This is a genomic window from Embleya sp. NPDC059237, assembly GCF_042754105.1.
Lineage (GTDB): Bacteria > Actinomycetota > Actinomycetes > Streptomycetales > Streptomycetaceae > Embleya.
Genome location: NZ_JBHZAE010000012.1, coordinates 172,800 through 197,857, shown reverse-complemented (window position 1 = coordinate 197,857; position 25,058 = coordinate 172,800). Strand labels below are relative to the sequence as shown.

19 protein-coding genes are annotated in these 25,058 nt (G+C 72.7%); 17 read left to right on the top strand and 2 right to left on the bottom strand.

Annotated features, from left to right (window positions below; genetic code table 11):
* Position 1 precedes the first annotated feature (1 nt).
* Positions 2 to 277: a hypothetical protein gene (locus ACFXKZ_RS33030; RefSeq protein WP_380005366.1), complete on the top strand. Its 276-nt coding sequence runs from the start codon at positions 2 to 4 to the stop codon at positions 275 to 277.
* Positions 278 to 571: 294 nt separating this feature from the next.
* The gene (locus ACFXKZ_RS33025) at positions 572 to 1,465 is read left to right on the top strand and encodes a polysaccharide deacetylase family protein (RefSeq protein WP_380005364.1); all 894 of its coding nucleotides are present in this window, start codon (positions 572 to 574) and stop codon (positions 1,463 to 1,465) included.
* Positions 1,466 to 1,483: 18 nt separating this feature from the next.
* Here ACFXKZ_RS33025 and ACFXKZ_RS33020 read toward each other — a convergent pair whose 3' ends face one another.
* Positions 1,484 to 2,671 (bottom strand): methyltransferase domain-containing protein, encoded by a 1,188-nt coding sequence (locus ACFXKZ_RS33020; protein WP_380005362.1) that lies wholly within the window; start codon positions 2,669 to 2,671, stop codon positions 1,484 to 1,486.
* 280 nt (positions 2,672 to 2,951) lie between these two features.
* Between ACFXKZ_RS33020 and groES the strand changes: the two genes are divergently transcribed.
* From groES to ACFXKZ_RS33005, 3 genes are all read left to right on the top strand, one after another.
* A complete protein-coding gene (gene groES / locus ACFXKZ_RS33015) occupies positions 2,952 to 3,260 on the top strand; it encodes a co-chaperone GroES (protein ID WP_078975694.1) in 309 nt (102 codons plus the stop codon).
* A gap of 134 nt (positions 3,261 to 3,394) precedes the next feature.
* Positions 3,395 to 5,023 (top strand): chaperonin GroEL, encoded by a 1,629-nt coding sequence (gene groL / locus ACFXKZ_RS33010; RefSeq protein WP_380005587.1) that lies wholly within the window; start codon positions 3,395 to 3,397, stop codon positions 5,021 to 5,023.
* 208 nt (positions 5,024 to 5,231) lie between these two features.
* Entirely contained in the window at positions 5,232 to 6,050 is an 819-nt protein-coding gene (locus ACFXKZ_RS33005) for an SDR family oxidoreductase (protein WP_380005360.1), read from the top strand.
* A 201-nt stretch (positions 6,051 to 6,251) separates the two neighbouring features.
* On the opposite strand, the gene ACFXKZ_RS33000 is transcribed toward ACFXKZ_RS33005, so the two are convergent.
* Entirely contained in the window at positions 6,252 to 6,578 is a 327-nt protein-coding gene (locus ACFXKZ_RS33000; protein ID WP_380005358.1) for a WhiB family transcriptional regulator, read from the bottom strand.
* A 549-nt stretch (positions 6,579 to 7,127) separates the two neighbouring features.
* Between ACFXKZ_RS33000 and ACFXKZ_RS32995 the strand changes: the two genes are divergently transcribed.
* The 12 genes from ACFXKZ_RS32995 (at position 7,128) to ACFXKZ_RS32940 (ending at position 24,580) form a co-directional block, all read left to right on the top strand.
* A complete protein-coding gene (locus ACFXKZ_RS32995) occupies positions 7,128 to 7,739 on the top strand; it encodes a response regulator transcription factor (RefSeq protein ID WP_020549179.1) in 612 nt (203 codons plus the stop codon).
* 230 nt (positions 7,740 to 7,969) lie between these two features.
* Entirely contained in the window at positions 7,970 to 8,563 is a 594-nt protein-coding gene (shbA, locus tag ACFXKZ_RS32990) for an RNA polymerase sigma factor ShbA (protein ID WP_078979276.1), read from the top strand.
* On the top strand, positions 8,560 to 8,766 hold the full coding sequence (locus tag ACFXKZ_RS32985; RefSeq protein WP_078975690.1) for a hypothetical protein: 207 nt from the start codon (positions 8,560 to 8,562) through the stop codon (positions 8,764 to 8,766). The genes shbA and ACFXKZ_RS32985 overlap by 4 nt, the downstream gene beginning before the upstream one ends.
* A 219-nt stretch (positions 8,767 to 8,985) precedes the next feature.
* Positions 8,986 to 10,488, top strand: a complete 1,503-nt coding sequence (gene guaB, locus ACFXKZ_RS32980) for an IMP dehydrogenase (RefSeq protein WP_380005356.1) — start codon at positions 8,986 to 8,988, stop codon at positions 10,486 to 10,488.
* 135 nt (positions 10,489 to 10,623) lie between these two features.
* Positions 10,624 to 11,739 (top strand): GuaB3 family IMP dehydrogenase-related protein, encoded by a 1,116-nt coding sequence (locus ACFXKZ_RS32975; protein WP_078975688.1) that lies wholly within the window; start codon positions 10,624 to 10,626, stop codon positions 11,737 to 11,739.
* Positions 11,740 to 11,969: 230 nt separating this feature from the next.
* The gene (locus tag ACFXKZ_RS32970; RefSeq protein ID WP_380005353.1) at positions 11,970 to 13,709 is read left to right on the top strand and encodes a glycerol-3-phosphate dehydrogenase/oxidase; all 1,740 of its coding nucleotides are present in this window, start codon (positions 11,970 to 11,972) and stop codon (positions 13,707 to 13,709) included.
* Between the two features lie 177 nt (positions 13,710 to 13,886).
* Positions 13,887 to 15,749, top strand: a complete 1,863-nt coding sequence (locus ACFXKZ_RS32965) for a protein kinase (RefSeq protein WP_380005351.1) — start codon at positions 13,887 to 13,889, stop codon at positions 15,747 to 15,749.
* Positions 15,750 to 15,783: 34 nt separating this feature from the next.
* Positions 15,784 to 17,616 (top strand): serine/threonine-protein kinase, encoded by a 1,833-nt coding sequence (locus tag ACFXKZ_RS32960; protein WP_380005349.1) that lies wholly within the window; start codon positions 15,784 to 15,786, stop codon positions 17,614 to 17,616.
* A gap of 109 nt (positions 17,617 to 17,725) precedes the next feature.
* Positions 17,726 to 19,426: a serine/threonine-protein kinase gene (locus ACFXKZ_RS32955; protein WP_380005347.1), complete on the top strand. Its 1,701-nt coding sequence runs from the start codon at positions 17,726 to 17,728 to the stop codon at positions 19,424 to 19,426.
* Positions 19,427 to 19,659: 233 nt separating this feature from the next.
* Complete coding sequence (locus tag ACFXKZ_RS32950; RefSeq protein WP_380005344.1) at positions 19,660 to 21,456, top strand: serine/threonine-protein kinase; 1,797 nt, start codon at positions 19,660 to 19,662, stop codon at positions 21,454 to 21,456.
* Between the two features lie 67 nt (positions 21,457 to 21,523).
* The gene (locus ACFXKZ_RS32945) at positions 21,524 to 22,909 is read left to right on the top strand and encodes a dihydrolipoyl dehydrogenase family protein (protein WP_380005341.1); all 1,386 of its coding nucleotides are present in this window, start codon (positions 21,524 to 21,526) and stop codon (positions 22,907 to 22,909) included.
* Between the two features lie 93 nt (positions 22,910 to 23,002).
* The gene (locus ACFXKZ_RS32940) at positions 23,003 to 24,580 is read left to right on the top strand and encodes a succinic semialdehyde dehydrogenase (RefSeq protein WP_380005338.1); all 1,578 of its coding nucleotides are present in this window, start codon (positions 23,003 to 23,005) and stop codon (positions 24,578 to 24,580) included.
* The last annotated feature ends 478 nt before the right edge of the window (positions 24,581 to 25,058 follow it).

The following is a 25,058-nucleotide window of genomic DNA, read 5'->3' as shown; positions in this document are numbered from 1 at the left end:
CATGGCGATCGCGGCGATGTGGGAGGCCAGGACCGAGTCCGGCGACGGTGCGGCGCTGGCCGCGTGGGTGCACGAGGTGGCGCTGCCCGTCGTGGCCGGCGCGCCCGGCCTGGAGCGGATCGAGGTGTTCGCCGCCCCGGACGCACCCGACGGGGACCGCGTGGTGGTGATCGCGCTGTGGACCGGCCCGCCGGTGGCGCTGCCCGAGCCGCCGGCCGCCCTGGTCGCCAGGCCGCCGCACACCTGGAACTTCGAACGGCTCAGCGTCGGACCCTGAGGCCCCGGCGCCGCCCCTGCCCCCGCCCCGCCCGAGTCGGCGCAACACTCGACCCGCGTCCGACGAGGAGGCCATTCGCAAGCCGGACGCGGGTCGAGTGCCTTGGCTGATGGCTGCGTGCCGCCGCACGTGCCATTGGCCTTGCCGGGAGTGTGCCCAGCGCATCGGCCGCTCAACAGTCCTTCGACAGTCCCTTGAACAGGGCTTGTCCGGACCGTGACAGGCCGCCGCGCCGCGTAGCGTGGGCGCGGGTGGATCGGGCGAACGGTCCAGGCGACGGAAGGGCCGGCGACAGTGGTGCATGGAACGGTACAAAAGCGGCGAGGCGTATTCGCCTCGGTCGGCGTCGGCCTGGCCGGCGTACTGCTGCTCGCGCTGACCGGCTGCGGCGGCGGATCCGACGGCACGTCGTCGGTGAAGGCGACCCGGGCACCCTCCGGCGGCACCTCGACCGCAGCCGCCAAACCGGCGCCTGCGGCCAAGCCGGACACCCCCGGCGCCGACCCCGCCACGCTCGCCGCGAAGTGGAACCTGAAGCCGTTCGCCGCGCCGCCGGCCCCGCCCGCGGACAAGCCGATCAAGGGGGGCGGGCCCAAGCCGCCGGTGGTGGAGAAGATCCCCACGCAGGAGAAGATCGTGTTCATCACGATCGACGACGGCGCGGAGAAGGATCCCAAGTTCCTGGACATGATGCGGGACCTGCGTATCCCGGTGGCGATGTTCCTCAACGACACCTACGTGCGCCAGGACCCGGAATACTTCCGCAAGCTCCAGGACCTCGGCGCCACCGTGCAGAACCACACGCTCTCCCACCCCGACCTGAAGACCCTGGGCGCCGACGCGCAAAAGCACCAGATCTGTGGCCAACAGGACCGGCTCGGCGAGCTGTACGGCAAACGCCCGACGTTGTTCCGCCCGCCCTACGGCAACTGGAACGCGACCACGCAGACGGTGGCCGGCGGTTGCGGCGGGATCGGCGCGATCGTCAAGTGGCAGGAGTCGATGCAGATCAACGACATGCAGTACGTGGGGGAGAAGAAGCTGCACCCGGGCGACATCATCCTGGCCCACTTCCGCGGCCCCGGTGAGCTCAAGGGCACCACGATGACCGAGATGTTCGGCAACATGCTGCGCAAGATCCAGGCCCAGGGCTTCACGATCGCGCGCCTGGAGGACTACATCGGCTGAGGACCGCCTCGGCCCCGGTCACCCGCTGTCGGACACCGGGTGACCGATCAGCATCGTGGGCGCGCCCGCCACCCGGGTCAGCAGCACCGTGGCCGCGTTCGGACCGGTGGGGCGGACCCGGCGGCGGACCTCCTCCGGCTCGACCGCCGAGCCGCGCTTCTTGACCGTCAGGGTGCCGACGCCGCGCTCGCGCAGCAGGGCCTTGAGCCGCTTGAGGTTGAACGGCAACACGTCGGTGATCTCGTACACGCTCGCGAACGCGGTGTGCACCAGCCGGTCCGAGGTCAGGTAGGCGATCGTCTCGTCCACCAGGTTGCCGTCCACCAACTCGCTGACCTCGGACACCAGGTGGGCCCGGATCACCGCGCCGTCCGGCTCGTAGAGGTAGCGGCGCATCGGGCCCACCGGCGCCTGCCGGACGACCCCCGAGGTCAGCTCGGCGCCGCCGGGCAGCAGGGTGGCACGCAGGCCGGCCCGGGCGAGCCCGCCCCACCACAACACCGCCTCCTTGACGTCGCCGCGGTCGGAGACCCACTCCGCCTCCATGCCGGCGGGCACGATCTCGTGTGGGATGCCGGGGGCGACCTTGGCCGCGCCGGCGGGGACGCGGGCGGCGAGGGTGGTCAGGAACGAGAAGGGCGGCGCGTACGACTCGGGGTCGAAGGTGCGGCCGCGGGCGGTGCGTCGGGCCGGGTCGATCAACGCCGCGTCGTAGCCGGACGGATCCACCGCGGTCGCGTCCGCGCACTCGACCGTGATCAGGTCGGCCAGGCCCAGCGCCTCCGCATTGGCCCGCGCCACCGCGCAGGTCGGCGGATCGAGGTCGACCGCGTGCACCGCGATCCCGGCGCGGGCCAGCGCGAGCGCGTCGCCGCCGATGCCGCAGCACAGGTCGATCGCCCGGCGGACGCCGGCCGCGGCCAGCCGGACGGCCCGGTGGTCGGCCACCGAGGTCCGGGTGGACTGCTCCAGGCCGTTGGCCGTGAAGAACATCCGGTCCGCGTCCGCCCCGAACTTGGCCCGGCCACGCTGCCGCAACCGGGACTGGGTGAGCGCGGCGGCGATCAACTCCTGCGGATGTTCCCGACGCAACCGGGTGGCCAGCGACAACTCGTCCGCGGCGTCGTGTTCGGCCAGCAGGTCGAGCAGGGCGCGGCCCTCGTCGGTCCGCAGCGCGGTGAGGGCTTCGATGGCGTCGGTGTGCACCCGGCCATTCTCGCCGAGCGCCCGGCCCCCCTCGATCCGTGGCCCATCGGCATGAAGCCGGCCCCTCGATCCGTGGCGCATCGGTATGAAGAACGCTCGCGACGCGCTGAATCTGGCACTCTGGTTGACGGAGTGCTAACCGCCACCTAGTGTCTGTGCTGGCACTCTCCCCATGAGTGTGCCAGTGCGATACGAGCAGGTCCGGCACCCGCGACGACGGATCTGTCCCATTCGCCGACAGACATTTTTCCGTGAGATCTCCGAAGGGGGAGGTCGCATCGTGACGACCGCCAACACCAAGGTTGCCATCAAGCCGCTCGAGGACCGCATCGTGGTTCAGACGCTTGAGGCCGAGCAGACCACCGCGTCGGGTCTCGTGATCCCGGACACCGCCAAGGAGAAGCCCCAGGAGGGCGTCGTCCTGGCCGTGGGCCCGGGTCGTTTCGAGGACGGTCAGCGTCTGCCGCTCGACGTCGCCGTCGGTGACACCGTGCTGTACAGCAAGTACGGCGGCACCGAGGTGAAGTACAACGGCGAGGAATACCTCGTTCTCTCGGCCCGCGACGTGCTCGCGATCATCGAGAAGTGACATCGCGCTGACGCGCCGGAACCGGTGACGGTTCGACGACCCCGCCCCGGATCGCCCTGCCCTCGCGGCCGGTGGACCCGGGGCGGAGTCGGTTGTACGACGTCGAAAAGCAACCTTTAAGGACGAAGACCCTCATGGCGAAGATCCTCCAGTTCGACGAGAAGGCCCGGCGGTCGCTGGAGCGCGGCGTCAACGCGCTGGCCGACACCGTCAAGGTCACGCTCGGCCCCAAGGGCCGCAATGTCGTGATCGACAAGAAGTTCGGTGCCCCGACCATCACCAACGACGGCGTGACCATCGCCCGTGAGGTGGAGCTCGAGGACGCGTACGAGAACCTTGGCGCGCAGCTCGCCAAGGAGGTCGCGACCAAGACCAACGACATCGCGGGTGACGGCACCACCACCGCGACGGTGCTCGCCCAGGCGCTGGTGCGCGAGGGTCTGCGCAACGTGGCCGCCGGCGCGGCCCCGATGGACCTGAAGAAGGGCATCGACCTCGCCGTCGCCGCCGTGTCCGAGCAGCTGCTCGGCACCGCCCGCGCGATCGACGGCAAGGAGGACATCGCCGCCGTCGCCGCGCTGTCCGCCCAGGACAAGCAGATCGGCGAGCTGATCGCCGAGGCCATGGACAAGGTCGGCAAGGACGGTGTGATCACCGTCGAGGAGTCCCAGACCATGGGTCTGGAGCTGGAGTTCGCCGAGGGCCTTCAGTTCGACAAGGGCTACCTGTCGCCGTACATGGTCACCGACCAGGAGCGTATGGAGGCCGTCCTCGACGACCCGTACATCCTGATCCACCAGGGCAAGATCTCGGCCATCGCCGAGCTGCTGCCGCTGCTGGAGAAGATCATCCAGGCCGGCGCGTCGAAGCCGCTGCTGATCGTGGCCGAGGACGTGGACGGCGAGGCGCTGTCCACCCTGGTCGTGAACAAGATCCGCGGCACCTTCAACGCGGTCGCGGTCAAGGCCCCGGGCTTCGGCGACCGCCGCAAGGCGATGCTGGAGGACATGGCGATCCTGACCGGCGGTCAGGTCATCGCCCCCGAGGTCGGCCTCAAGCTCGACCAGGTCGGCCTGGAGGTGCTGGGCAGCGCCCGTCGCATCACCATCACCAAGGACGCCACCACCCTGGTGGACGGCGCCGGCGACGGTGCCGCGATCGCCGACCGGGTCAAGCAGATCAAGCGTGAGATCGAGTCCACGGACTCCGACTGGGACCGCGAGAAGCTGCAGGAGCGGCTCGCGAAGCTGGCCGGCGGCGTGTGCGTGATCCGCGTGGGCGCGGCCACCGAGGTCGAGCTCAAGGAGAAGAAGCACCGTCTCGAGGACGCGGTCTCCGCGACCCGTGCGGCCATCGAGGAGGGCATCGTCGCCGGCGGCGGCACCGCCTTGGTGCACGCGGCCTCGGTGCTCGCGGAGAACCTGGGCCAGACCGGCGACATCGCGACCGGTGTCGCGGTCGTGCGTCGCGCCGTGGTCGAGCCGCTGCGCTGGATCGCCGAGAACGCGGGCCTCGAGGGCTACGTGATCGTCAACAAGGTGCAGGAGCTCGGTGTCGGGCACGGCTTCAACGCCGCGACCGGCGAGTACGGCAACCTGGTCGACTCGGGCGTCATCGACCCGGTCAAGGTGACCCGCTCCGCGCTGCAGAACGCCGCGTCGATCGCGTCGCTGCTGCTCACGACCGAGACCCTGGTCGTCGAGAAGCCGGCCGAGGAAGAGCCCGCCGGGCACAGCCACGGCGGCCACGGCCACGCGCACTAGTTCCACGCGCATCGGTTCCGCGTGCCCGGGCTCCCCGCGCACCGGTTCCACCCCGCACGTCCCCGACGGGCCCGACCGCATCCCCGCGGTCGGGCCCGTCGGCCTTTTCGCCGCCGGCCCGATCTGCGAGAGTGCCCCGAGCCCGATAACTGACGGACCGTCAGCCGCCGGGTGCGGCCGATCCCGTCGAGCAGCACGAAGGAGACACATGGGTACCTACGCGATCACCGGCGCGGCCTCCGGCCTGGGCGCCGCGACCAAGGCCCGGCTGGAGGCGGACGGGCACCGGGTGATCGGCGTCGATCTGCGCGACGCCGACGTCACCGTGGACCTGGGCACGGCCGCGGGTCGGGCCGAGGCGATCACGCGGGTCACCGAGCTGTCCGGCGGCGTGCTCGACGGCTTCGTGCCGTTCGCGGGCCTGGCCGCGGCCACCGGTCGGTCGGGCGGCCTGCTGGTGTCGGTGAACTACTTCGGCGCGATCGTGCTCCTGGAGGGGCTGCGTCCGCTGCTCGCCGCGGGCGACGGCGCCTCGGTCGTGCTGATCAGCTCGAACTCCACGACGGCGCAGCCGAACTGGCCGGTCGAGGTGGCCGACTTGTGCCTGTCCGGGGACGAGGCGGGGGCGAGCGCGGCCGCCGAGGCGTTCGGCGAGTTCGCGGCGCTGCAGGCCTACCCCGCGACCAAGGCGGCGCTCGCCTGGTACGCCCGCACCCGGTGCGCCGAGTACATCGCCGACGGTATCCGGCTCAACGCCATCGCGCCGGGCCTGATCGAGACCCCGATGACGGCCGAGGGGCGCACCGACCCGCTGACCGCCGAGGGCATGGAGATGTTCCTGAACACCATCCCGGCCGGTCGCGGCGGCCGGCCCGAGGAGATCGCCGCGCTGGTGGCGTTCCTGCTCGGCGGTGAGTCGAGCTTCTTCGTCGGCTCCGTGGTCTTCTGCGACGGCGGCACCGACGCCTCCTTCCGGGGCAAGGACTGGCCGAAGGTGTGGGAGATGGACGTGTCCGCCTTCCAATAACGGGCCGAACCCTCCCGCACGTCCCGTGCCGACACGTGTCGCGCGCCCGGCCCGTGTCGACGTTCGGCGGCCCGCCTCCTGGCTTGGGGGCGGGCCGCCGAACGTTTCACGATGGTGTTGTCGGGCTCCGCCATGGGTGCGGCAGGCGAGGCGTGGACGCCCGTGGGGGTCGATACGTGGGAGATCGTGGAGGTCAGGGCGTCACGGACGCGCGCCGCTCGCCGCGGCCGCCCGTTCCGCGGCGACCCCGTGCCGGCGGTCGCTGTCGAGTTCGACCCGTTCGTCCTCGGTGAGCCCGCCCCATACGCCATACGGCTCGCGCACCTTGAGCGCGTGCGTGGCGCACTGGCGACGGACCGGGCACCGCATGCAGACTTCCTTGGCCGAAGCCTCCCGGGCGACCCTGGCGGCGCCTCGCTCGCCTTCGGGATGGAAGAACAGTGCGCTGTCGACTCCGCGACAGGCTGCCGACAGCTGCCAGTCCCACAGATCGGCGTTGGGGCCGGGGAGTCGCGAGAAATCAGCCATGACTCGTCCCTCTGCTTATCGCGTACGAGTGATCGGTGAGCAGGGATGCCACCTCTGGTGCGGACCGTGCAGAACAGTCGTGATCAAGCGATCAGAAGTAGGTGCGACTGTGTCACGAAATGATCAGTTCCAATCCTAATTCCCACTTATGCATCGAATCCCGAAAAAATTACCCAGGGTGGGGTCTGCGGCGGGGGTATCGGCTGAATCGTGATGATGTGGTGCGAATGGGTGTGGTGTGGGTGGAGGGGCGTTCGGGGGTTCGGGCAGTGGGGAGTGGGGGTGTGCGGGGCGGCTGCCGGGTGGGGTGGGTCGGCCGGGCTTCACCCTTGCGTGTCCTTCGGGACGGTCGCCTCGTTGTGGTGGCGGCGGAGCGGAACTCCCCCCGTAACCCTTTCGAGTGATGCTCGTTGGGGTGGGTGAAGCGGTTGGCGACGAGGGCGGTCGGGGCTGGATCCCGAGCCACCGACCCTCGGGGCCGCCGCAAAGGAAACGGTACGTACAGGCGTGGAGGCTCAACGTGACGCGGATCCACTGCGGAGGCCGGCGATGACGACCGTCCTGGTCTGCGACGATTCCCCGCTGGTTCGGGAGACCCTGCGGCGGGCGGTGGCCACGGTCCCCGGCGTCGAGAGGGTGACGACGGCCACGAGTGGCGAGGAGGTACTGCGGCGCTGGGGCGCGGAGCGGTCCGACCTCGTCCTCATGGACGTGCGGATGCCCGGGCTCGGCGGCGTCGAGGCGGTGCGCCGCCTCCTGGCCGGCGACCCCGGCGCACGGGTGATCATGCTGACGATGGCCGAGGACCTGGACGGGGTGGCCCTCGCGGTCGCCGCCGGGGCTCGGGGATATCTGCACAAGGACGCGTCGCGCGCGGAATTGCGCGCGACCGTCTCCCAGGCGCTTGCCGACCCGACGTGGCGGCTGGCGCCCCGGCGGTTGCGCTCGCCCGACATGGGCGTGGCGCCGACCCTGACGGCACGTGAGATCCAGGTGCTCGAGGGCATGAGCCACGGGCGCAGCAACGCCGAGATCGGGCGCGAGCTGTTCCTGTCGGAGGACACGGTCAAGACCCACGCCCGACGCCTGTTCAAGAAGCTGGGCGCGTCCGACCGGGCGCACGCGGTCGCGCTGGGATTTCGGTGGGGACTCGTGCGATGACGAACGTCCGCGAGGACCTCCCCGACCGCGAGGGCCCGGGGGTTCGTCCGGGCGACCACGGTCGGTGGGGACTTGTGCGATGAGGCGGGTGCCGACGGCCCCCGACGGGCGAGGGTCCGTGCGGTGAATGCCGTTGCCCGGGGGGCCGGATGAGTCCCCCGGGTCGGCATGGCCGTGATTCGGTCGTCGATCCCTGCATACTGAATGGCATGGGTGGGACCCCCGAGCGAATGCCGGACGAGTCGTACGAAGCACACGCGCACGCCGACGACGGCATGCGTGCCGTCGTGGTCCGCGCGGTCCAGGGGGATGTGCAGGCGACCGACGAACTGCTCGCCTACGTCCGACCACTGGTGTTGCGCTACTGCCGGGCCCGGCTCGGCCGGGTCTCCGGCGCCGAGCACGCGGCCGACGACGCCGCGCAGGAGGTGTGCCTGGCGGTGCTCTCCGCGCTGCCGCGATATCGCGACGAGGGGCGCCCGTTCGAGGCGTTCGTGTTCGGTATCGCGGCACACAAGGTGGTCGACGTGCAGCGTGCCGCGATGCGCGGCGCGGTGCCCACCTGCGATCTGCCCGAGGCGGTGGACGACCACCCCGGGCCCGAGGACCAAGTGGTGCGGCGCAGCGACGCCGCACACGCGCGCGCCCTGCTCGGCAGGCTGCCCGACAACCTGCGCGAACTGCTCGTGTTGCGGGTCGCGGTCGGGTTGTCCGCCGAGGAGACCGGGCGGGCGATGGGCATGTCGCCCGGCGCGGTGCGGGTCGCCCAACATCGCGCGTTGACCCGCCTGCGGGCGTTGGCGGGCGAGGAGAAGACCGCGTGAGCGGCGGTGGTGTGCGGTTCGGCGGCCGATCCGGCACCGCCGACCTGGGTCTGCTGCGCCAGGACGACGAACTCGTGGAGCAGCTGCGCCGGCGGCGCCCGCTCCCCGTCCAGGACCGGATCGTCGGCTTGTTCGACGCGCTGCTCGCCGAGGTGGACGGCACCGCCGCGAACCGCCGTCGAGTGGTGCCGGACCGGTGCTGAGGCCGGTGCCGATTCCGGCCGGGAATGGTCGGGGTCGAGTGTGCCGTTGTGCTCACCGTCGGCAAGCGGGCTCGAAGCACCGCGCGGGGCCAGTAGCATGAACCCTCAACCCACCCATCCGCTTGCCGAGAGCGCGTTCTCGTCCTACCCGGCTACCCGGGGACCCCGTTCCTCGCGGGGCCGGCGGAGCGGTCCATCGGAATACCTTCGGAAGGTGTCATGAGTCTCACGGCCGACGGCGTACCCGAGAAGTTCGCGATGCTCGGGCTGACGTACGACGATGTCCTGCTGCTGCCGGGCGCGTCCGACGTCGTGCCGAGCGAGGTGGACACCTCCGCCCGGGTCACCCGCAACATCCGCGTCCGCATCCCGCTGCTGTCGTCGGCGATGGACACCGTCACCGAGGCGCGGATGGCGATCGCCATGGCCCGCCAGGGCGGTGTCGGTGTGCTGCACCGCAACCTGTCGGTGGAGGACCAGGCCGCGCAGGCGGACACGGTCAAGCGGTCCGAGGCCGGCATGGTGCTCGACCCGATCACCATCGGCGCCGACGCCACGCTGCAGGAAGTCGACGCGCTGTGCGCGCGGTTCCGGATCAGCGGTGTCCCGGTCACCGACGACAAGGGCCGACTGCTCGGCATCGTCACCAACCGCGACCTGCGCTTCGAGGTCGACCACTCGCGCCGTGTGCGCGACATCATGACCCCGATGCCGCTGGTCACCGGCAAGGTCGGCACCACCGGCGACCAGGCGATGGAGCTGCTGCGCCGGCACAAGGTGGAAAAGCTGCCGCTGATCGACGACGCCGGCAAGCTGCACGGCCTGATCACGGTCAAGGACTTCGTCAAGAGCGAGCAGTATCCGAACGCGACCAAGGACGCCGACGGTCGGCTCGTGGTCGGCGCCGCGATCGGCACCGGCGACGACAGCTACCGCCGCGCCCAGGCGCTGGTCGAGGCGGGCGTCGACTTCATCGTGGTGGACAGCGCGCACGGCCACTCGCGCAACGTGCTGGAGATGATCGCCAAGGTCAAGGCGAACACCAAGGTCGACGTCATCGGCGGCAACGTGGCCACCCGCGACGGCGCCCAAGCGCTGATCGACGCGGGCGTGGACGGCGTCAAGGTCGGCGTGGGCCCCGGCTCGATCTGCACCACCCGGGTGATCGCCGGCGTCGGCGCGCCCCAGGTCACCGCGATCTACGAGGCGGCGCAGGCGGCGCGGGCGGCGGGCGTGCCGGTGATCGGCGACGGTGGCCTGCAGTACTCCGGCGACATCGCCAAGGCGATCGCGGCGGGCGCGGACACGGTCATGCTGGGCAGCCTGCTCGCGGGTTGCGAGGAGAGCCCCGGCGACCTGATCTTCATCAACGGCAAGCAGTTCAAGTCCTACCGGGGCATGGGCTCGCTGGGCGCGATGCAGTCGCGCGGCCAGGCCAAGTCCTTCTCCAAGGACCGCTACTTCCAGGACGACGTGCTCTCCGAGGACAAGCTCGTCCCCGAGGGCATCGAGGGCCAGGTGCCCTACCGTGGCCCGCTGTCCGCGGTTGCGCACCAGCTGATCGGCGGCCTGCGCGCGTCGATGGGCTACGCCGGCGCCGCGACCGTGGCCGAGCTCCAGGACAAGGGCCGCTTCGTGCGGATCACCTCGGCCGGGCTCAAGGAGTCGCACCCGCACGACATCCACATGACGCAGGAAGCGCCGAACTACCACTCGCGCTAGCGGGCGCCGTGGTATCCGTACTACACCGAGGGGCCCCGTCCGTACGCCGGGCGGGGCCCCTCGCCTGCGTACTCGCCCCGTACCCTGGGATACGGGGATTTTCCCAGCCACCGATTCCAGCAGGAGAGGCGCAACGTGACTGAGGTCGAAATCGGCCGGGGCAAGCGTGGCCGGCGTGCCTATCACTTCGACGACGTCGCCATCGTCCCCAGCCGGCGGACCCGGGACCCCGAAGAGGTCTCGATCGCGTGGCAGATCGACGCGTACCGGTTCGAGCTGCCGTTCCTGACCGCGCCTATGGACAGCGTCGTGTCGCCGCAGACCGCGATCGAGGTCGGCCGGATGGGCGGCCTCGGCGTGCTCAACCTCGAAGGGTTGTGGACCCGCTACGAGGACCCGACGCCGCTGATCGAGGAGATCGGCGCGCTCGACGAGGACGCGGCGACCCGGCGGATGCAGGAGATCTACGCCGAGCCGATCAAGGAGGAGCTGATCGGCGCGCGGATCAAGCAGATCCGCGACTCGGGCGTGGTCACCGCCGCGGCGCTGTCGCCGCAGCGCACCGCGCAGTACCACAAGGCCGTGATCGACGCCGGTGTCGACGTGTTCGTCATCCGCGGCACCACCGTCTCGGCGGAGCACGTGTCCGGTCGGGCCGAACCGCTGAACCTCAAGCAGTTCATCTACGACCTCGACGTGCCGGTGATCGTCGGCGGGTGCGCGACCTACCAGGGCGCGCTGCACCTGATGCGGGCGGGCGCGGCCGGCGTCCTGGTCGGCTTCGGCGGCGGCGCGGCGCACACCACGCGCGGCGTGCTCGGCGTCGCGGTGCCGATGGCGACCGCGGTGGCCGACGTGGCCGAGGCGCGGCGGGACTACCTCGACGAGTCGGGCGGCCGCTACGTGCACGTGGTCGCCGACGGCAGCGTGGGCCGCAGCGGCGACATCGCCAAGGCGGTGGCGTGCGGTGCGGACGCGGTGATGATCGGCTCTGCGCTGGCCCGGGCGAGCGATGCCCCCGGCGCCGGCCACCACTGGGGTTCGGAGGCGCACCACCCCGAACTGCCGCGCGGCCGGCGGATGAACCTGGGCGCGGTGGGCACCCTGGAGGAGATTCTGCTCGGCCCCTCGCACGTGTCCGACGGTTCGATGAACCTGTTCGGCGCGCTGCGTCGGGCGATGGCCACCACGGGCTACTCGGAGCTGAAGAAGTTCCAGCAGGTCGAGGTCACGGTCTCGCCCGCGCACTGACCCGAACCCCCGTCCGGCCCCGAACACCCTCGGTGTTCGGGGCCGTTCGTCGTTTCCGGGCGGTTCAAGGGTGGCTCGCGGGCGGTGCTCGGGCACCTCGTCCGCGGGGTGCGCGCGGGTCGTGCGGCGCATGCGGGGTCCGGGCGGCGGGGCAATGGGTACACGCAGGAGGGGCGCGTCGTCGCCGTCCGTGTGGTCCGTTGCGTGATGATCGAGGTCGGAGGTGGCGGATGCGGACCACGGCGATGGGGCCCGCGGAGCGCGCGCGGGCGCTGCGGCGGATGGCCGAGCGCGAACTGGACATCGTCGTGGTGGGCGGCGGCGTGGTCGGCGCGGGCACCGCCCTGGACGCGGTCACCCGGGGTCTGTCGGTGGGTCTGGTGGAGGCGCGCGACTGGGCGTCGGGCACCTCCAGCCGCTCCAGCAAGCTGATCCACGGCGGGCTGCGCTACCTGGAGATGCTGGACTTCGCGCTGGTGCGCGAGGCGCTGCGCGAGCGCGGGCTGCTGCTGCGCACGCTGGCGCCGCACCTGGTCAAGCCGGTGCCGTTCCTGTACCCGCTGCGCCACCGCGGCTGGGAGCGGCCCTACGTCACCGCCGGGGTGACGCTCTACGACACGATGGCGATGTCGGCCGGCCGGGACCCGGGGCTGCCCCGGCATCGGCAGCTGACGCGGCGTCAGGCGCTGCGCCTGGCACCGGCGTTGCGCAAGGACGCGCTGGTGGGTGCGGTGCAGTACCACGACGCGCAGGTGGACGACGCGCGATACACGATGACCCTGGTGCGCACCGCGGCCGGCTACGGCGCACACGTGGCCTCGCGGGCGGCGGTGACCGGCTTCCTGCGCGAGGGTGAGCGAGTGGTCGGGGTGCACGTGCGCGACATGGAGACCGGCGCGACGTACGACGTGCGGGCCGGGCAGGTGGTCAACGCGACCGGGGTGTGGACGGACGAGACCCAGGCCATGGTCGGCGAGCGCGGACAGTTCCACGTGCGCGCCTCCAAGGGCATCCACCTGGTGGTGCCCAGGGATCGGATCCACTCCTCGACCGGGCTGATCCTGCGCACCGAGAAGAGCGTGCTGTTCGTGATCCCGTGGGGCCGGCACTGGATCGTGGGCACCACCGACACCCGCTGGGATCTGGACAAGGTGCATCCCGCGGCGAGTCGGGCGGACATCGAGTATCTGCTCGACCACGTCAACGAGGTGCTCGCGGTGCCGCTCACCCGCGAGGACGTCGAGGGGGTGTACGCGGGCCTGCGTCCGCTGCTCGCGGGCGAGTCGGACGCCACCTCGCAGTTGTCCCGCGAGCACACCGTGGCGCACCCGGTGCCCGGCCTGGTGGTGGTCGCGGGTGGCAAGTACACGACGTATCGGGTGATGGCCGCGGACGCGGTGGACGCCGCGGTGCACGGCCTGGATCGCAAGGTGCCGCCGAGTTGCACCGCGACGGTGCCGCTGGTGGGCGCGGAGGGGTATCGGGCGCTGTGGAACGCGCGGGCCTCGACGGCGGCGCGCACCGGCCTGCACGTGGCCCGGGTGGAGCACCTGTTGAACCGGTACGGGTCGCTGATCGAGGAGCCGCTGGCGCTGATCGCGGCGGAGCCGGAGTTGGCGTATCCGCTGGACGGCGCGGACGACTACCTGGCCGCCGAGGTGGTGTACGCGTGCACCCACGAGGGCGCGTTGCACCTGGGTGACGTGCTGGATCGCCGGACCCGGGTGTCGATCGAGACGTTCGACCGGGGTGCGCGGGCGGCCCGGGCCTGCGGCGCCTTGATGGCCCGGGTGCTGGGATGGGAGGAGGAGCGGTCGCGGCGGGAGGTGGACTACTACCTGAAGCGGATCGAGGCGGAGCGGTCCTCGCAGGAGCAGATGGACGATCACACGGCGGACGCGATGCGGCTCGGGGCGGAGGACATCGTCTCCGGCCGCGGCCCGGCGGCGGCGCCCGATCCCGGCGGTTGATCCGGAGTGTCGTGGGCACCTTCCCGGGCGTCGTCACGTTCCATCGATAGGCCGGTCAGGTGTCGTCGGCGAGGTTCGTCCGCGAACCGGTGGACCCCGCGCGCCGCCGGACAGGAGTATGGGAAGGCAACCACCCGATCGCGCGGCGGGGCCGCGGCTGTATGGGGAGCGAGAGACTTGACCGACCCGGAAGCGCCCGAGCGTCTGCTGGCGGGGCGATACCGCCTGGGTGATCACCTGGGCCGGGGCGGGATGGGCACCGTGTGGCGGGCGGTGGACACCATGTTGGATCGCGACGTGGCGGTCAAGGAGATGCGGCTGCCCCGCTACGAGGACGACGACGAGCGCGGCACGCTGAGCGCGCGGATGTTGCGCGAGGCGCGGGCGGCGGCCCGGATCGACCACCCGAACGTGGTGACCATCTTCGACGTCGCCGAGCAGGACGAGCGGCCCTGGATCGTGATGGAACTGGTCCGCGGGCTCTCCCTGGCCCAGGAGTTGGACAAGGAGGGGCCGATCCCGCCCGAGCAGGTCGCCGAATTGGGCCTGCGCCTGCTCGCCGCGCTGGAGGCCGCGCACGAGGTCGGCGTGCTGCACCGCGACGTCAAGCCCGCCAACGTGCTCTTGGCCCGCAACGGCCGGGTGGTGCTCACCGACTTCGGGGTCGCCTCGGTCGAGGACAGCGCCACGCTCACCCAGGCCGGCGCGATGGTCGGCTCGCCCGAATACCTGGCGCCGGAGCAGATCGCGGGCGAGCCGCCCGGGCCGCCCGCCGACCTGTGGTCGCTCGGCGCGACGTTGTTCGAGGCGGTCGAGGGCCGACCGGCGTTTCGCCGCAACACCCACGCGGCCACCCTCGCCGCGGTGGCCGCGGGCCGCTTCCCGGAGATCTTTTTGGCCGGCCCGCTGACCCCGGTACTGAAGGCGCTGCTGGTCAAGGACCCGGCCCGGCGCGGCTCGGTGACCCAGGTGCGCGAGTTGCTCCTGGAGATCGTCGAGCGCATGCCGACCGCGGCCGGCGGATCGACCTCCGAGCGTTTTGTGCCGGACCGGACCCGGCCCGGCGCGGTGCGGCGGCACGGTGTGCGGGTGACCGGCCATCCGCACACCCCGCTGCGCCCCGGCACGCCGCGGGCGCCGGGCACGCCGCGTCCGCCGGCCCGGGCGGGCGCGGGCAGCCGGGGCGGCGCCCGGGGGAGCCTGGACGAGACCTTCACCAACGTGCGCCTGCCCCGCGAGGGCGGCGCGTTCCGGGCCCGCTACCGGCGCTGGCCGCGCTGGTGGTTCCGGCACTGGACGACCATCCTGACCTCGGTCGGCATCGCCACCGCCGCCGGCGCGCGCTGGCTGGCCGCGTTCGGCAACTGGACCGGGATGTACACGATCGTGCTGCTCGCGCTGGCGCTGAGCGTGTGGCTGGTGTTGCCGCACCGGCGGATCCCCCGGTCGGTGCCGATCGCGATGTTGCTCGGGGTGATCGCCGGCGGCGCGCTGGAGGTGGCGAAGATCAATCCGAATCCGATCATCGTCGGCGCGCTGATCGGCGGCTGCCTGGTGGTCGGCCCGCTCGTGGACAACAAGGTGATACCGCGACTGCGCCGGCGGCGCCGCACCGATCTGGGCTTCGCGCTGCCCGTGCCGGAGGGCTGGACCTGTACGGACAGCCAGAGCGGGCTGACGGTGACCGACCCGGACCGGCTGATCTCGGTCACCGTCACCGTCGACCGGGGCATCGTGATGGCCCCCGAGGAGTCGGTCGCGCACCGCGAGCACGGCAGCGTCGGCGGCCGGGAGCGGCTGGACGGCGAGGACTACGAGCGGCTGCTCCTGCAGGCCATCGACTACCGGGGCCACGAGGCCGCGGAGTGGGAGTACGTCTGGCGCGGCCAGGACCTGACCACGTACCACGGCAAGGACCTGGTCGTGCGCACCACGTCCGGCCTGCGCTACTGGCTGACCGTGCGCGGTCGCGACGACCTGTGGGGCACGGCCGGCGCCTATTACGAGCACGCCCGCCGTCACCTGTCGATCGCCGGCTGACCGGGCCCGGAAGACGATCCGGTCGGGGGCGGCGATGAGTGGGCGCGTACTCGCGGGGCGGTACCTGTTGACGGAGGTGCTCGGGCAGGGCGGCATGGGCGTGGTGTGGCGGTCCCACGACCCGGAGATCGGGCGGGACGTGGCGATCAAGGAGTTGCGGCTGCCCGGCTGGCTCGACGCCGACGAGGTGGCCCGGCGCTCGGCGCGGATGCAGCGCGAGGTGCGGGCCGCGGGGCGGGTGCGGCACCCGAACGTGGTCACCGTGTTCGACATCGTGGTCGAGGACGGCCGGCCGTGGATCGTGATGCAGCTGCTGCCGGGCCGGCCGCTCACCGCGCTGATCGCCGAGGGTGCGATGGCGCCGGAGCGGGTGGCGCGGATCGGCGCGCGCATGCTCGCGGGGCTGGCCGCCGTGCACCGGGTCTGCATCGAGCACCGGGACGTGAAGCCCGCCAACGTGATCGTGGACGAGGACGACGGCGTGGTGCTCACCGACTTCGGCATCGCGACGCACCCGGACGCGCCCGCGGTCACCGAGACCGGCGCGACCGCGGGCACCCCGGAGTACATGGCGCCGGAGCGGGCGAGCGGGCGGCCGTCCGGGGCGCCGGCCGACCTGTGGTCGCTGGGTGTGACGTTGTACGAGATGGTCGAGGGATTCTCGCCGTTTCGCCGGGACAATCCGCTGGCCACGCTGCAGGCGGTGGCGCTGGGCAGGTGCCCGCCGCCCACGCATGCCGGGCCGCTGGCCGAGGCGGTGCTCGGGCTGCTCACGCCGGATCCGGCCGCGCGGATGACGGCGGCGGACGCGGCCCCGCTGCTGGCTGCGGCGAGCGCGGGGGGAGCGGGGGAGCGGCGCGGGCCCGGCACGCCCATCGCCCGCCCCCACCTCGCTTCCCCCGACGCGCCCGGTCATCCCGACCCGGCCCCGTCCGCGACCTCCCTCCCCGGCATCGAGCCGGCGCCGACACCCGACCCGCCGGGCCCGCGCACACCCCCGGAACCGGCTGCCCCGCTCGCGCCCGCCACCCCGGCCGGGCCGCCCGCGCAGCCGACGCCCCCCGGACCGCCCGTCGCGCTCGCGTCGCCCACGCCGCCGGGGCCGCCCGGCGCGTTCGGCTCACCCGAACCGCCCGAGCCGGCGACCCCGCCCGGGTCGCCCACCCCGGCCGCGCTGCCCTCGGGCTCGGGGCGGCCCGCGTTTGTTTGGGCGTCGCGGCGGGTGCCGGTCGTGGTGGGTGCGGTGGTGGGGGTGGTGCTTGCGGTGGCCGGGGTGGTCGTCGGGGTGTTGGTGGAGCGGGCCGATCGTCGGGGCGCGGCCTCGGCGACCGCTTCCGGCCCGCCGGGGGTCGACGTACGGGCGAGTGGTGCCGTCGTGGTCCCGAGCGGCGGCCCAGGCCCGGCCGATCCGGCGGGCGGGTTTCGGCGGGTGACCGCGCGCGGTGCGTTCACCGTGCTCGTGCCCGCCGGCTGGACCGTGCGCGACGCGGCCGGCGAGCGGGTCTACTACCGGTCGACGGACGACCTGTACCGCCTCGGCGTGCGCCCCGACGCGTCCGACGCGCACGGTGATCCGTGCGGCGAATTGGCCGTACAGGCATCCAAGGGCCTGGGACCGGGCAGCTTCATCGGAAACGGCACGGACTACCACCTGATCCGGCTGCTCTGCACGAGCGTGCACGGACAGGTCGCCGGGCTCTGGGAGTTCACCTGGAACGACCGGGGCACGGTGCGCCGATCGATCAACATGCGCTTCGTCGAGGACGGCCGGACCTGGGACTTCTGGGTCTCCGGCCCCGACGGTGGCGCGGCGCTGGTGCGTTCGGCGTTCGACGCGGCGCGGGAGAGTTTCACGCCGGGCGGCTGAGCCCGGCCCGGAGCGGAACCTTCGGCACTCGCCGGACGTCCTATACGTGACGCCAAAGACGCGCCGACGGGGCGGATCGGGTGGTGTCCACGGTCTTGGGGAGGACCACGTGGCACACGACAGCGGCTCGCACGGCCGCCTGGTGGATGGGCGCTATCGCCTGGGCGAGCCGCTCGGTCGAGGTGGCATGGGCACGGTGTGGCTCGCCTTCGACGAGCTGCTGCGCCGCGACGTCGCGGTCAAGGAGGTCCGGATCCCGGACGACCTGGACGAGATGGAGACCCAGGGCCGCTGCGAGCGGGCGCTGCGCGAGGCCCGCGCGGCGGCCCGGATCACCCACCCCAACGTGGTCACCATCTTCGATGTCGCCGAGGACGACGGGCGCCCGTGGATCGTGATGGAGCTGGTCCGCGCGCCCTCGCTCACCGACGTGCTCGACGAGGGCCGGATGGCCCCGCACGAGGCGGCCGAGGTCGGCCTGGCGGTGCTCGCCGCGCTGCGCGCCGCCCGCGCGGCCGACGTTCTGCACCGCGACGTGAAGCCCAGCAACATCCTGATGGCGCCCGGCGGCCGGATCGTGCTGACCGACTTCGGCATCGCCACCGTGGCCGGCTCCGTCACCCTCACCGCGACCGGGATGCTGGTCGGCTCTCCCGAATACCTGGCGCCGGAGCGGGTGCTCGGGCGTCGGCCCGGTCCGGCCTCCGACCTGTGGTCGCTCGGGGTGACCCTGTACCAGGCGGTGGAGGGATTCTCGCCGTTTCGCCGGTCGGGCGCGATGGACACGCTCAGCGCGGTGCTCACCGACGAGCCCGCGCCGCCGCGGCAGTCCGGCGCGTTGTGGCCGGCCATCGAGGCGCTGCTGCGCAAGGACCCGTTGGAGCGGGCCGACGAGGACACCACCGAACGACTCCTGACCGCCGCGCTGGTCGGCGTCGAACCGCTTCCCGAGGACCCGTGGAACGCGGCCGGCCCGATCCCGCCGGGCACCGCGACCGTCGAGGATCCGGGCGGCGTTCGCGGCGCCACCCGCTCGTCCTGGCAGCCGGCTCCATCGCCGCCGACCCCGCAGACCCCGTCGACGCCGGTGCCGACGCCGCAGCCCGGACCCGGACCCGAGCCGGACTGGCGGCAGCAGCCGCCGACCGCCGCCGCGCCGCCGTTCGGCGCGGCCGGTTCCGCCGATCCGGACAGCCCCGGCGGCGGCTACCCGGCGACCGGCGCGCACGCCTGGTCGCCCACCGACGCCGTGCACGGCTCGGCCACCGCCGACGACCGGGTCAACCCGGTGCTGATCGGCCCGGCCGGCGGCCCCTCCGGCGGCCCGTCGGCCGCGGCCGACGCCGCCACGAAGAAGAAGCGCCGCAAGGCCGTCGTCTTCGGCACCATGGTCGCCGCCGCGGTGGCCGCGCTGGCGATCTTCGTGCCGAACGCGCTGGGCGGACAGGGCGGTGGCGGTGGTGGCGACGGCGGCTCGGGCAACGAGAAGGTCGCCAACACGCAGCCCGCCGGCTCGGGCGCCGCGAACTCGCCGGGAAGCGGGACCCGCAACGACATGTTGCACACCACCGGTTCCTCCACCGGCTCCGGGAACAACGACAGCGGCACCTCGGGCAGCGGCAGCCAGGGATCCGGTTCGACTCGCACCTCGCGGCCGACGAACACGGAGACCTGGACCACCCGCCCGCCCACGACGCGCCCGCCCACCACGAGGCCGCCGACCACGAGCAGGCCGCCGACGACCACCACGACCACCCGCCCGCCGATCACCGACCCGCCGCCGACCGGCAGCGCGGGCAAGTCGACCTGATCGGGTTCGCTCCCGCCCGATCGAGCACCGGCCGCGGGTCGCCCGAGGCCGGAAACCCCACGTCACGGCCGTGACGTGGACCGTCGGCGTGCCCGCCGGCGGGGTGCGAGAGGCGGGCCCGGAACGGTCCGGTCGGCGGATCCGCTCGCCGAACCCCGGGGCCTCGCATCTAATGTGGCGGGTTGCAGACCGAAGATGGCCGGCGGTACAGCCGGCCGATGCGGGGAGGGTACGTGGCACAGACCGGGGGCACGCGCGGTCGGGTGGTCGGCGGGCGTTACCGGTTGGGCACCATGCTCGGCCGCGGCGGCATGGGCACGGTGTGGCGTGCCGTGGACGAGATGCTGCACCGCGACGTCGCGATCAAGGAGCTGCGGCTGCCCGACCATCTCGACGACGAGGAGAAGGAGCTGGCCCGCGAGCGCACGATGCGCGAGGCCCGCACGGCGGCCCGGATCGGGCATCCGAACGTGGTCACCATCCACGACGTGGTCGAGGACGGCGGCATCCCGTGGATCGTGATGGAGCTGGTCGAGGCCCAGTCGCTCGCCGAGATCCTGGAGACGCAGGGCACGCTGACCCCGGCCGACGCCGCCGAACTGGGCCTGAAGGTGCTCGACGCGCTGATCGCCGCCGACCAGAAGGGTGTGCTGCATCGCGACGTCAAACCCGCGAACATCCTCGTCACCCCGCACGGGCGGGTGGTGCTGACCGACTTCGGGATCGCCACCGCGACCGGCACCGCGACGCTCACCACCACCGGCATGCTGGTCGGGTCGCCGGACTTCCTGTCGCCGGAGCGGGCCGAGGGCAAACGTCCGCTGCTCGCCGCGGACCTGTGGTCGCTCGCCGTGGTGCTGTACATGGCGGTCGAGGGACGCAACCCGTTCCGCCGGGGCACCATGATCAGCACGCTGAACGCGATCCTGAACGACGAGGCCGACCCGCCCCGGCACGCGGGTGGCCTCGAGCCGGTGATCGCGGGCTGGCTGGTCAAGGACGTCGACCTGCGGATGGGCGTGGAGGACGGCGCCCGGATCCTGCGCGAGGTGGCGAACTCGACGCCGTCGCGGCAGTACGGCGCGGTCCCGCCGCCACCGACCCCGGTCGCCGACCCCGGCGCGCCGACCACCCCGGCCCAGCCGTACGACCCGCACGGGCGCGCACAGGCCGGCCACGACACGGGCGCGACCGGACACCCGGGCGGCAACACGCCGCCGAACTCCTGGCCGCAACCGGCGTATTCGCCCGCCGAGGCGTCGCCGACCCGCACGGGCGTACCCCCGCAACCGCCGCACATCCCCGCGCCGCCGCATGGGCCGACCCCCGAGCCGCGCCGCCGCGGCCGGATCGTCGCGGTCGTGGCGCTCGTGGTCGCGCTGATCGCGGGCGGCGCCGCGGTGGGGTTCCTGGTCACCCGGGACGACGACAAGGGCGACAAGGCGGGCCCGAACCCGACCACATCCGGGCAGGGCACGCAGCCGCAGACCCCGCCGCCGGCGACCGCCGTTCCTCCCACCACGCCGCCGTCCGCCTCCGCGCCGAACGGGTCCGTCCCGCCCGCCGGCTACGAACTGGTCAAGGACCCGTCCGGGTTCTCGCTGTTCCTGCCCAAGGGCGCGACCCGCACGGTCGCCGGCGCGAACAGCGACCAGATCAAGTACCTGACGCCGGACCGCAAGACGGTCTATCTGATCGGCCTGACGCAGATCGGCAACGACCCCAAGGGCAACTTCACGCGGATCGAGCCGACCGCGGAGAAGAAGGACGGGTACGAGCGTCTCCAACTCCGCGACTACACCCCGATTCCGTCCGGTTCACGCAAGGCCGCGCTGTGGGAGTACACCTGGCGGGGCGACCCGATCGGCGAGGACACGACCAAGCGGGTGCCCAGCCACGCGATGAACCTGGGCATCGTGACCAACGGCAACAAGGACTACGCGTTGTACATCGCGTCCTACGAGACCAACTGGAGTTCGGTCTCGCTGGACCGCTTCGAGAAAATGACGGAGTCCTTCCAGGCCAAGTGACGCGGGAGTTCGAGTCCCGTCCCGGGGTACGGTCCGAGGGAGCCCAGCCATCCCCGGAGGTACACCAGTGAGTACGCAGCACCCCCAAGACGTCGCGACCGTCGACGTGATCGTCCTCGGCCTCGGCGTCGGCGGCGAGGCCGTCGCCGGCAACCTGGCCTCCGCCGGGCTGGACGTGGTGGGCATCGAGGACGGCCTCGTCGGCGGCGAGTGTCCGTACTGGGGCTGCATCCCGTCGAAGGCGATGGTGTACGCGGCGGCCCGCGCCCGGACCGAGGAGCACCCCGACTGGGCGCCGCTCGCCGCGCGGGTCCGCGAGTTGACCGCCGACTGGGACGACACGGCGGCCGTGGACCGGCTGGTCGACAAGGGCATGACCTTCGTGCGCGGCGCGGGCCGGATCACCGGCGTGGACACCGTCGAGGTGCCCGGCCCCGACGGGGTGCGGCGCTTCCGGGCCCGGCACGCGATCGTGGTCGGCACCGGCACCAAGGCATTCGTCCCGCCGATCGAGGGCCTGGCGGGCACTCCGCTGTGGACCAACCGCGAGGCGATCGAGGCCGCCGAGGCGCCGGCTTCGCTCGCGGTGCTCGGCGGCGGCGCGATCGGCCTCGAACTCGCCCAGGTGTTCACCCGGTTCGGCACCCGGGTGACGATCGTGGAGAACGGCGAGCGGGTGTTGGCCGTCGAGGAACCGGAATCCTCCGACCTGGCCGCGTGGGCGCTGGGCGAGGACGGCGTCGAGATCCACCTGGGCGCGCGGGCCGAGCGGGTCGCGCACGACGGCAAGACGTTCACCGTCGAACTCTCCGACGGGCGCTCGATCGAGGCGGAGAAGCTGCTGGTGGCCACCGGCCGCCGGGTGGACCTGCCGGGCTTGGGCGCCGAGGCGCTGGGCGTCGACCCGCACGCGCACGCGCTGCCGGTGGACGGGCAGTTGCGGGTGCAGCCCGGCGGCACGGCCCCCGCGGTCTGGGCGGTCGGCGACGTGACCGGGCAGGGCGCGTTCACCCACGTGGCGATGTACCAGTCGGCCATCGTGACCAAGGCGGTCCTGCACGCGGCCGGTCGGGGCACCGCCGGACCCGACGCGGACCACAGCGCGCTGCCGCGGGTGACGTTCGTCGACCCGGAGATCGGCGCGGTCGGCCTGACCGAGCACCAGGCCCGCGCCGCCGGGCTCTCCGTGCGGATCGGCCACGCGGACCTGGCCGCCTCCTCGCGCGGACACATCACCGGCGCGCGCGGCTTCGTGAAGGTGATCGAGGATGTCGACCGGGGCGTGCTGGTCGGCGCGACCACCGCCGGCCCGGCCGGCGGCGAGATCCTCGGCGCGCTCGTGGTGGCCGTGCGCGCGGCGGTCCCGGTGGCCACGCTGCGGGACATGATGTACGCGTATCCCACGTATCACCGCACCATCGAGTCGGCGCTGGCCGACCTCGACACGGACTGAGTCGGGCCCGGGAACGGCGTGCGGGCGGGTCGGGTCCGTCCGCGCGCCGGACGGTTCTTGTTACCCGAAAGTAGCGCTGTCTAGGCTGGTGCCATGACGGACATCGCAGCGCCCGCAGCAGCCTCCATCGCCGTGCCCCACCTGCCCGCCGAGCGACTGGCGCGGCGCGTGGTGACCGGCACCGTGCCGACGAAGGTGACGACCCGTAGTCCGTTCGACGGGTCGCCGATCGCCGAACTCCCCGAGTCCACCCCGGAGAACGTCACCTCCGCCTTCGCCCGCGCGCGGCTTGCGCAGACCGCGTGGGCGAAGCGTTCGGTGCGTGAGCGGGCCGCGGTGTTCCTGCGTTTCCACGACCGGGTGCTGGAGCGCCAGTCGGAGATCCTGGACATCGTCCAGACCGAGACCGGCAAGGCGCGCAAGCACGCCTTCGAGGAGGTCCTGGACGTCGCGCTGTGCTCGCGGCACTACGGCCGGCGGGCGGCGGGCTACCTGCGCGAGCGCCGCCGGGCCGGTGCGCTGCCGGTGCTCACCAAGGCGATCGAGGTCCGCCACCCCAAGGGGGTGGTCGGCCTGGTGTCGCCGTGGAACTACCCGCTGGCGCTGTCCATCGGCGACGCGATCCCGGCGTTCATCGCGGGCAACGCGGTGGTGATGAAGCCCGACACGCAGACCGCGCTGACCGCGCTGTGGGCCCAGGACGTACTGATCGAGTGCGGCCTGCCCGAAGACCTGTGGCAGATCGTGCTCGGCGACGGGCCGGTGGTCGGCACGGCGGTGGTGGAGGGCGCGGACTACGTCGGGTTCACCGGCTCCACCCGCACCGGCCGCGAGGTGGCCCGGCGGGCGGCCGAGCGACTGGTCGGCGCGTCGCTGGAGTTGGGCGGCAAGAACGCGATGATCGTGCTGCCCGACGCGGACCTGGACCGGGCCGCCGAGGGGGCGGTGCGCGCCTGCTTCTCCTCCGCCGGCCAGCTGTGCATCTCGATCGAGCGGATGTATGTGCACGCGGACGTGTACGACGCGTTCGTGGACCGGTTCCTGGGCCGGATCCAGGCGATGCGGCTCGCGCCCGGATACGGGTGGGACACCGACATGGGCTCGCTGGTCTCGCGCCGACAGCTGGACGCGGTCACCCGGCACGTGGACGAGGCCCGCGAGGCGGGCGCGACGGTGCTGGTCGGCGGCAAGGCCCGACCCGACCTGGGCCCGCTGTTCTACGAGCCCACCGTCCTCGCCGACGTCACCCCCGACATGGCGGTGTGCGCGGAGGAGACGTTCGGCCCGGTGGTGTCGGTGTACCGCTACACCGAGGAGGAAGAGGTCGTCACCCGCGCCAACGAGACCGCGTACGGCCTCAACGCCAGCGTTTGGACCCGCGACACCCGGCACGGCGGCGCGCTCGCGCGCCGGTTGCGCGCGGGCACGGTGAACGTCAACGAGGGCTACGCGGCGGCGTACGGCAGCGCGGGCGCACCGATGGGCGGCATGGGCGACTCGGGTCTGGGTCGGCGGCACGGCGCGGAGGGGATCATGAAGTTCACCGAGGCGCAGACCGTGGCCACCCAGCGCCTCCTCCCGATCGCCGCCCCGTTCGGCATGACCGACGAGCAGTGGGCCCGCTCGTTGACGTTGTCCCTGCGCATCATGAAGACCCTGCGCGTGCGCTGACCCCGCGCGTGCGGCCGGTGCCCACGGCCGGCACACGCCTGCCGACACCCGGCGCGCGCCGGGTATCGGCAGGCGTGTGTGCGGCTCGCGGGGCGCGAGACGGCGGAAGGGTGAATTCCGTTGCTCGGGCACGGCCGAGCGAAGGGCTGCCAAGTCGGGGCAAAATGACATTTATCGACCGGTTAATGATCATCATTTGCGCTAACCGGACGTCCCCGAGGCGGTCGCGCACTTCGCCGGAACCACCGATGGGGGCACCGAATCCCGCTACTCTTGGCGCTGCCGGCGGCTTTGGTGTGAAAGATCCGCGTTGCGCAGCTTTCGCGGTGCGTGGGATTCGTGGTGAATGGGGCACGCCGAGGCCCGACGCGCCGGGGTCGATCCGTGGATCGACCCAAGGCGCGGCGGGGGGGGGGGGGGGGGGCCCCCCCCCCCCCCCCCCCGGGGGGGTGGGCCGGGGGGGGGGCCGGCGCGCCCG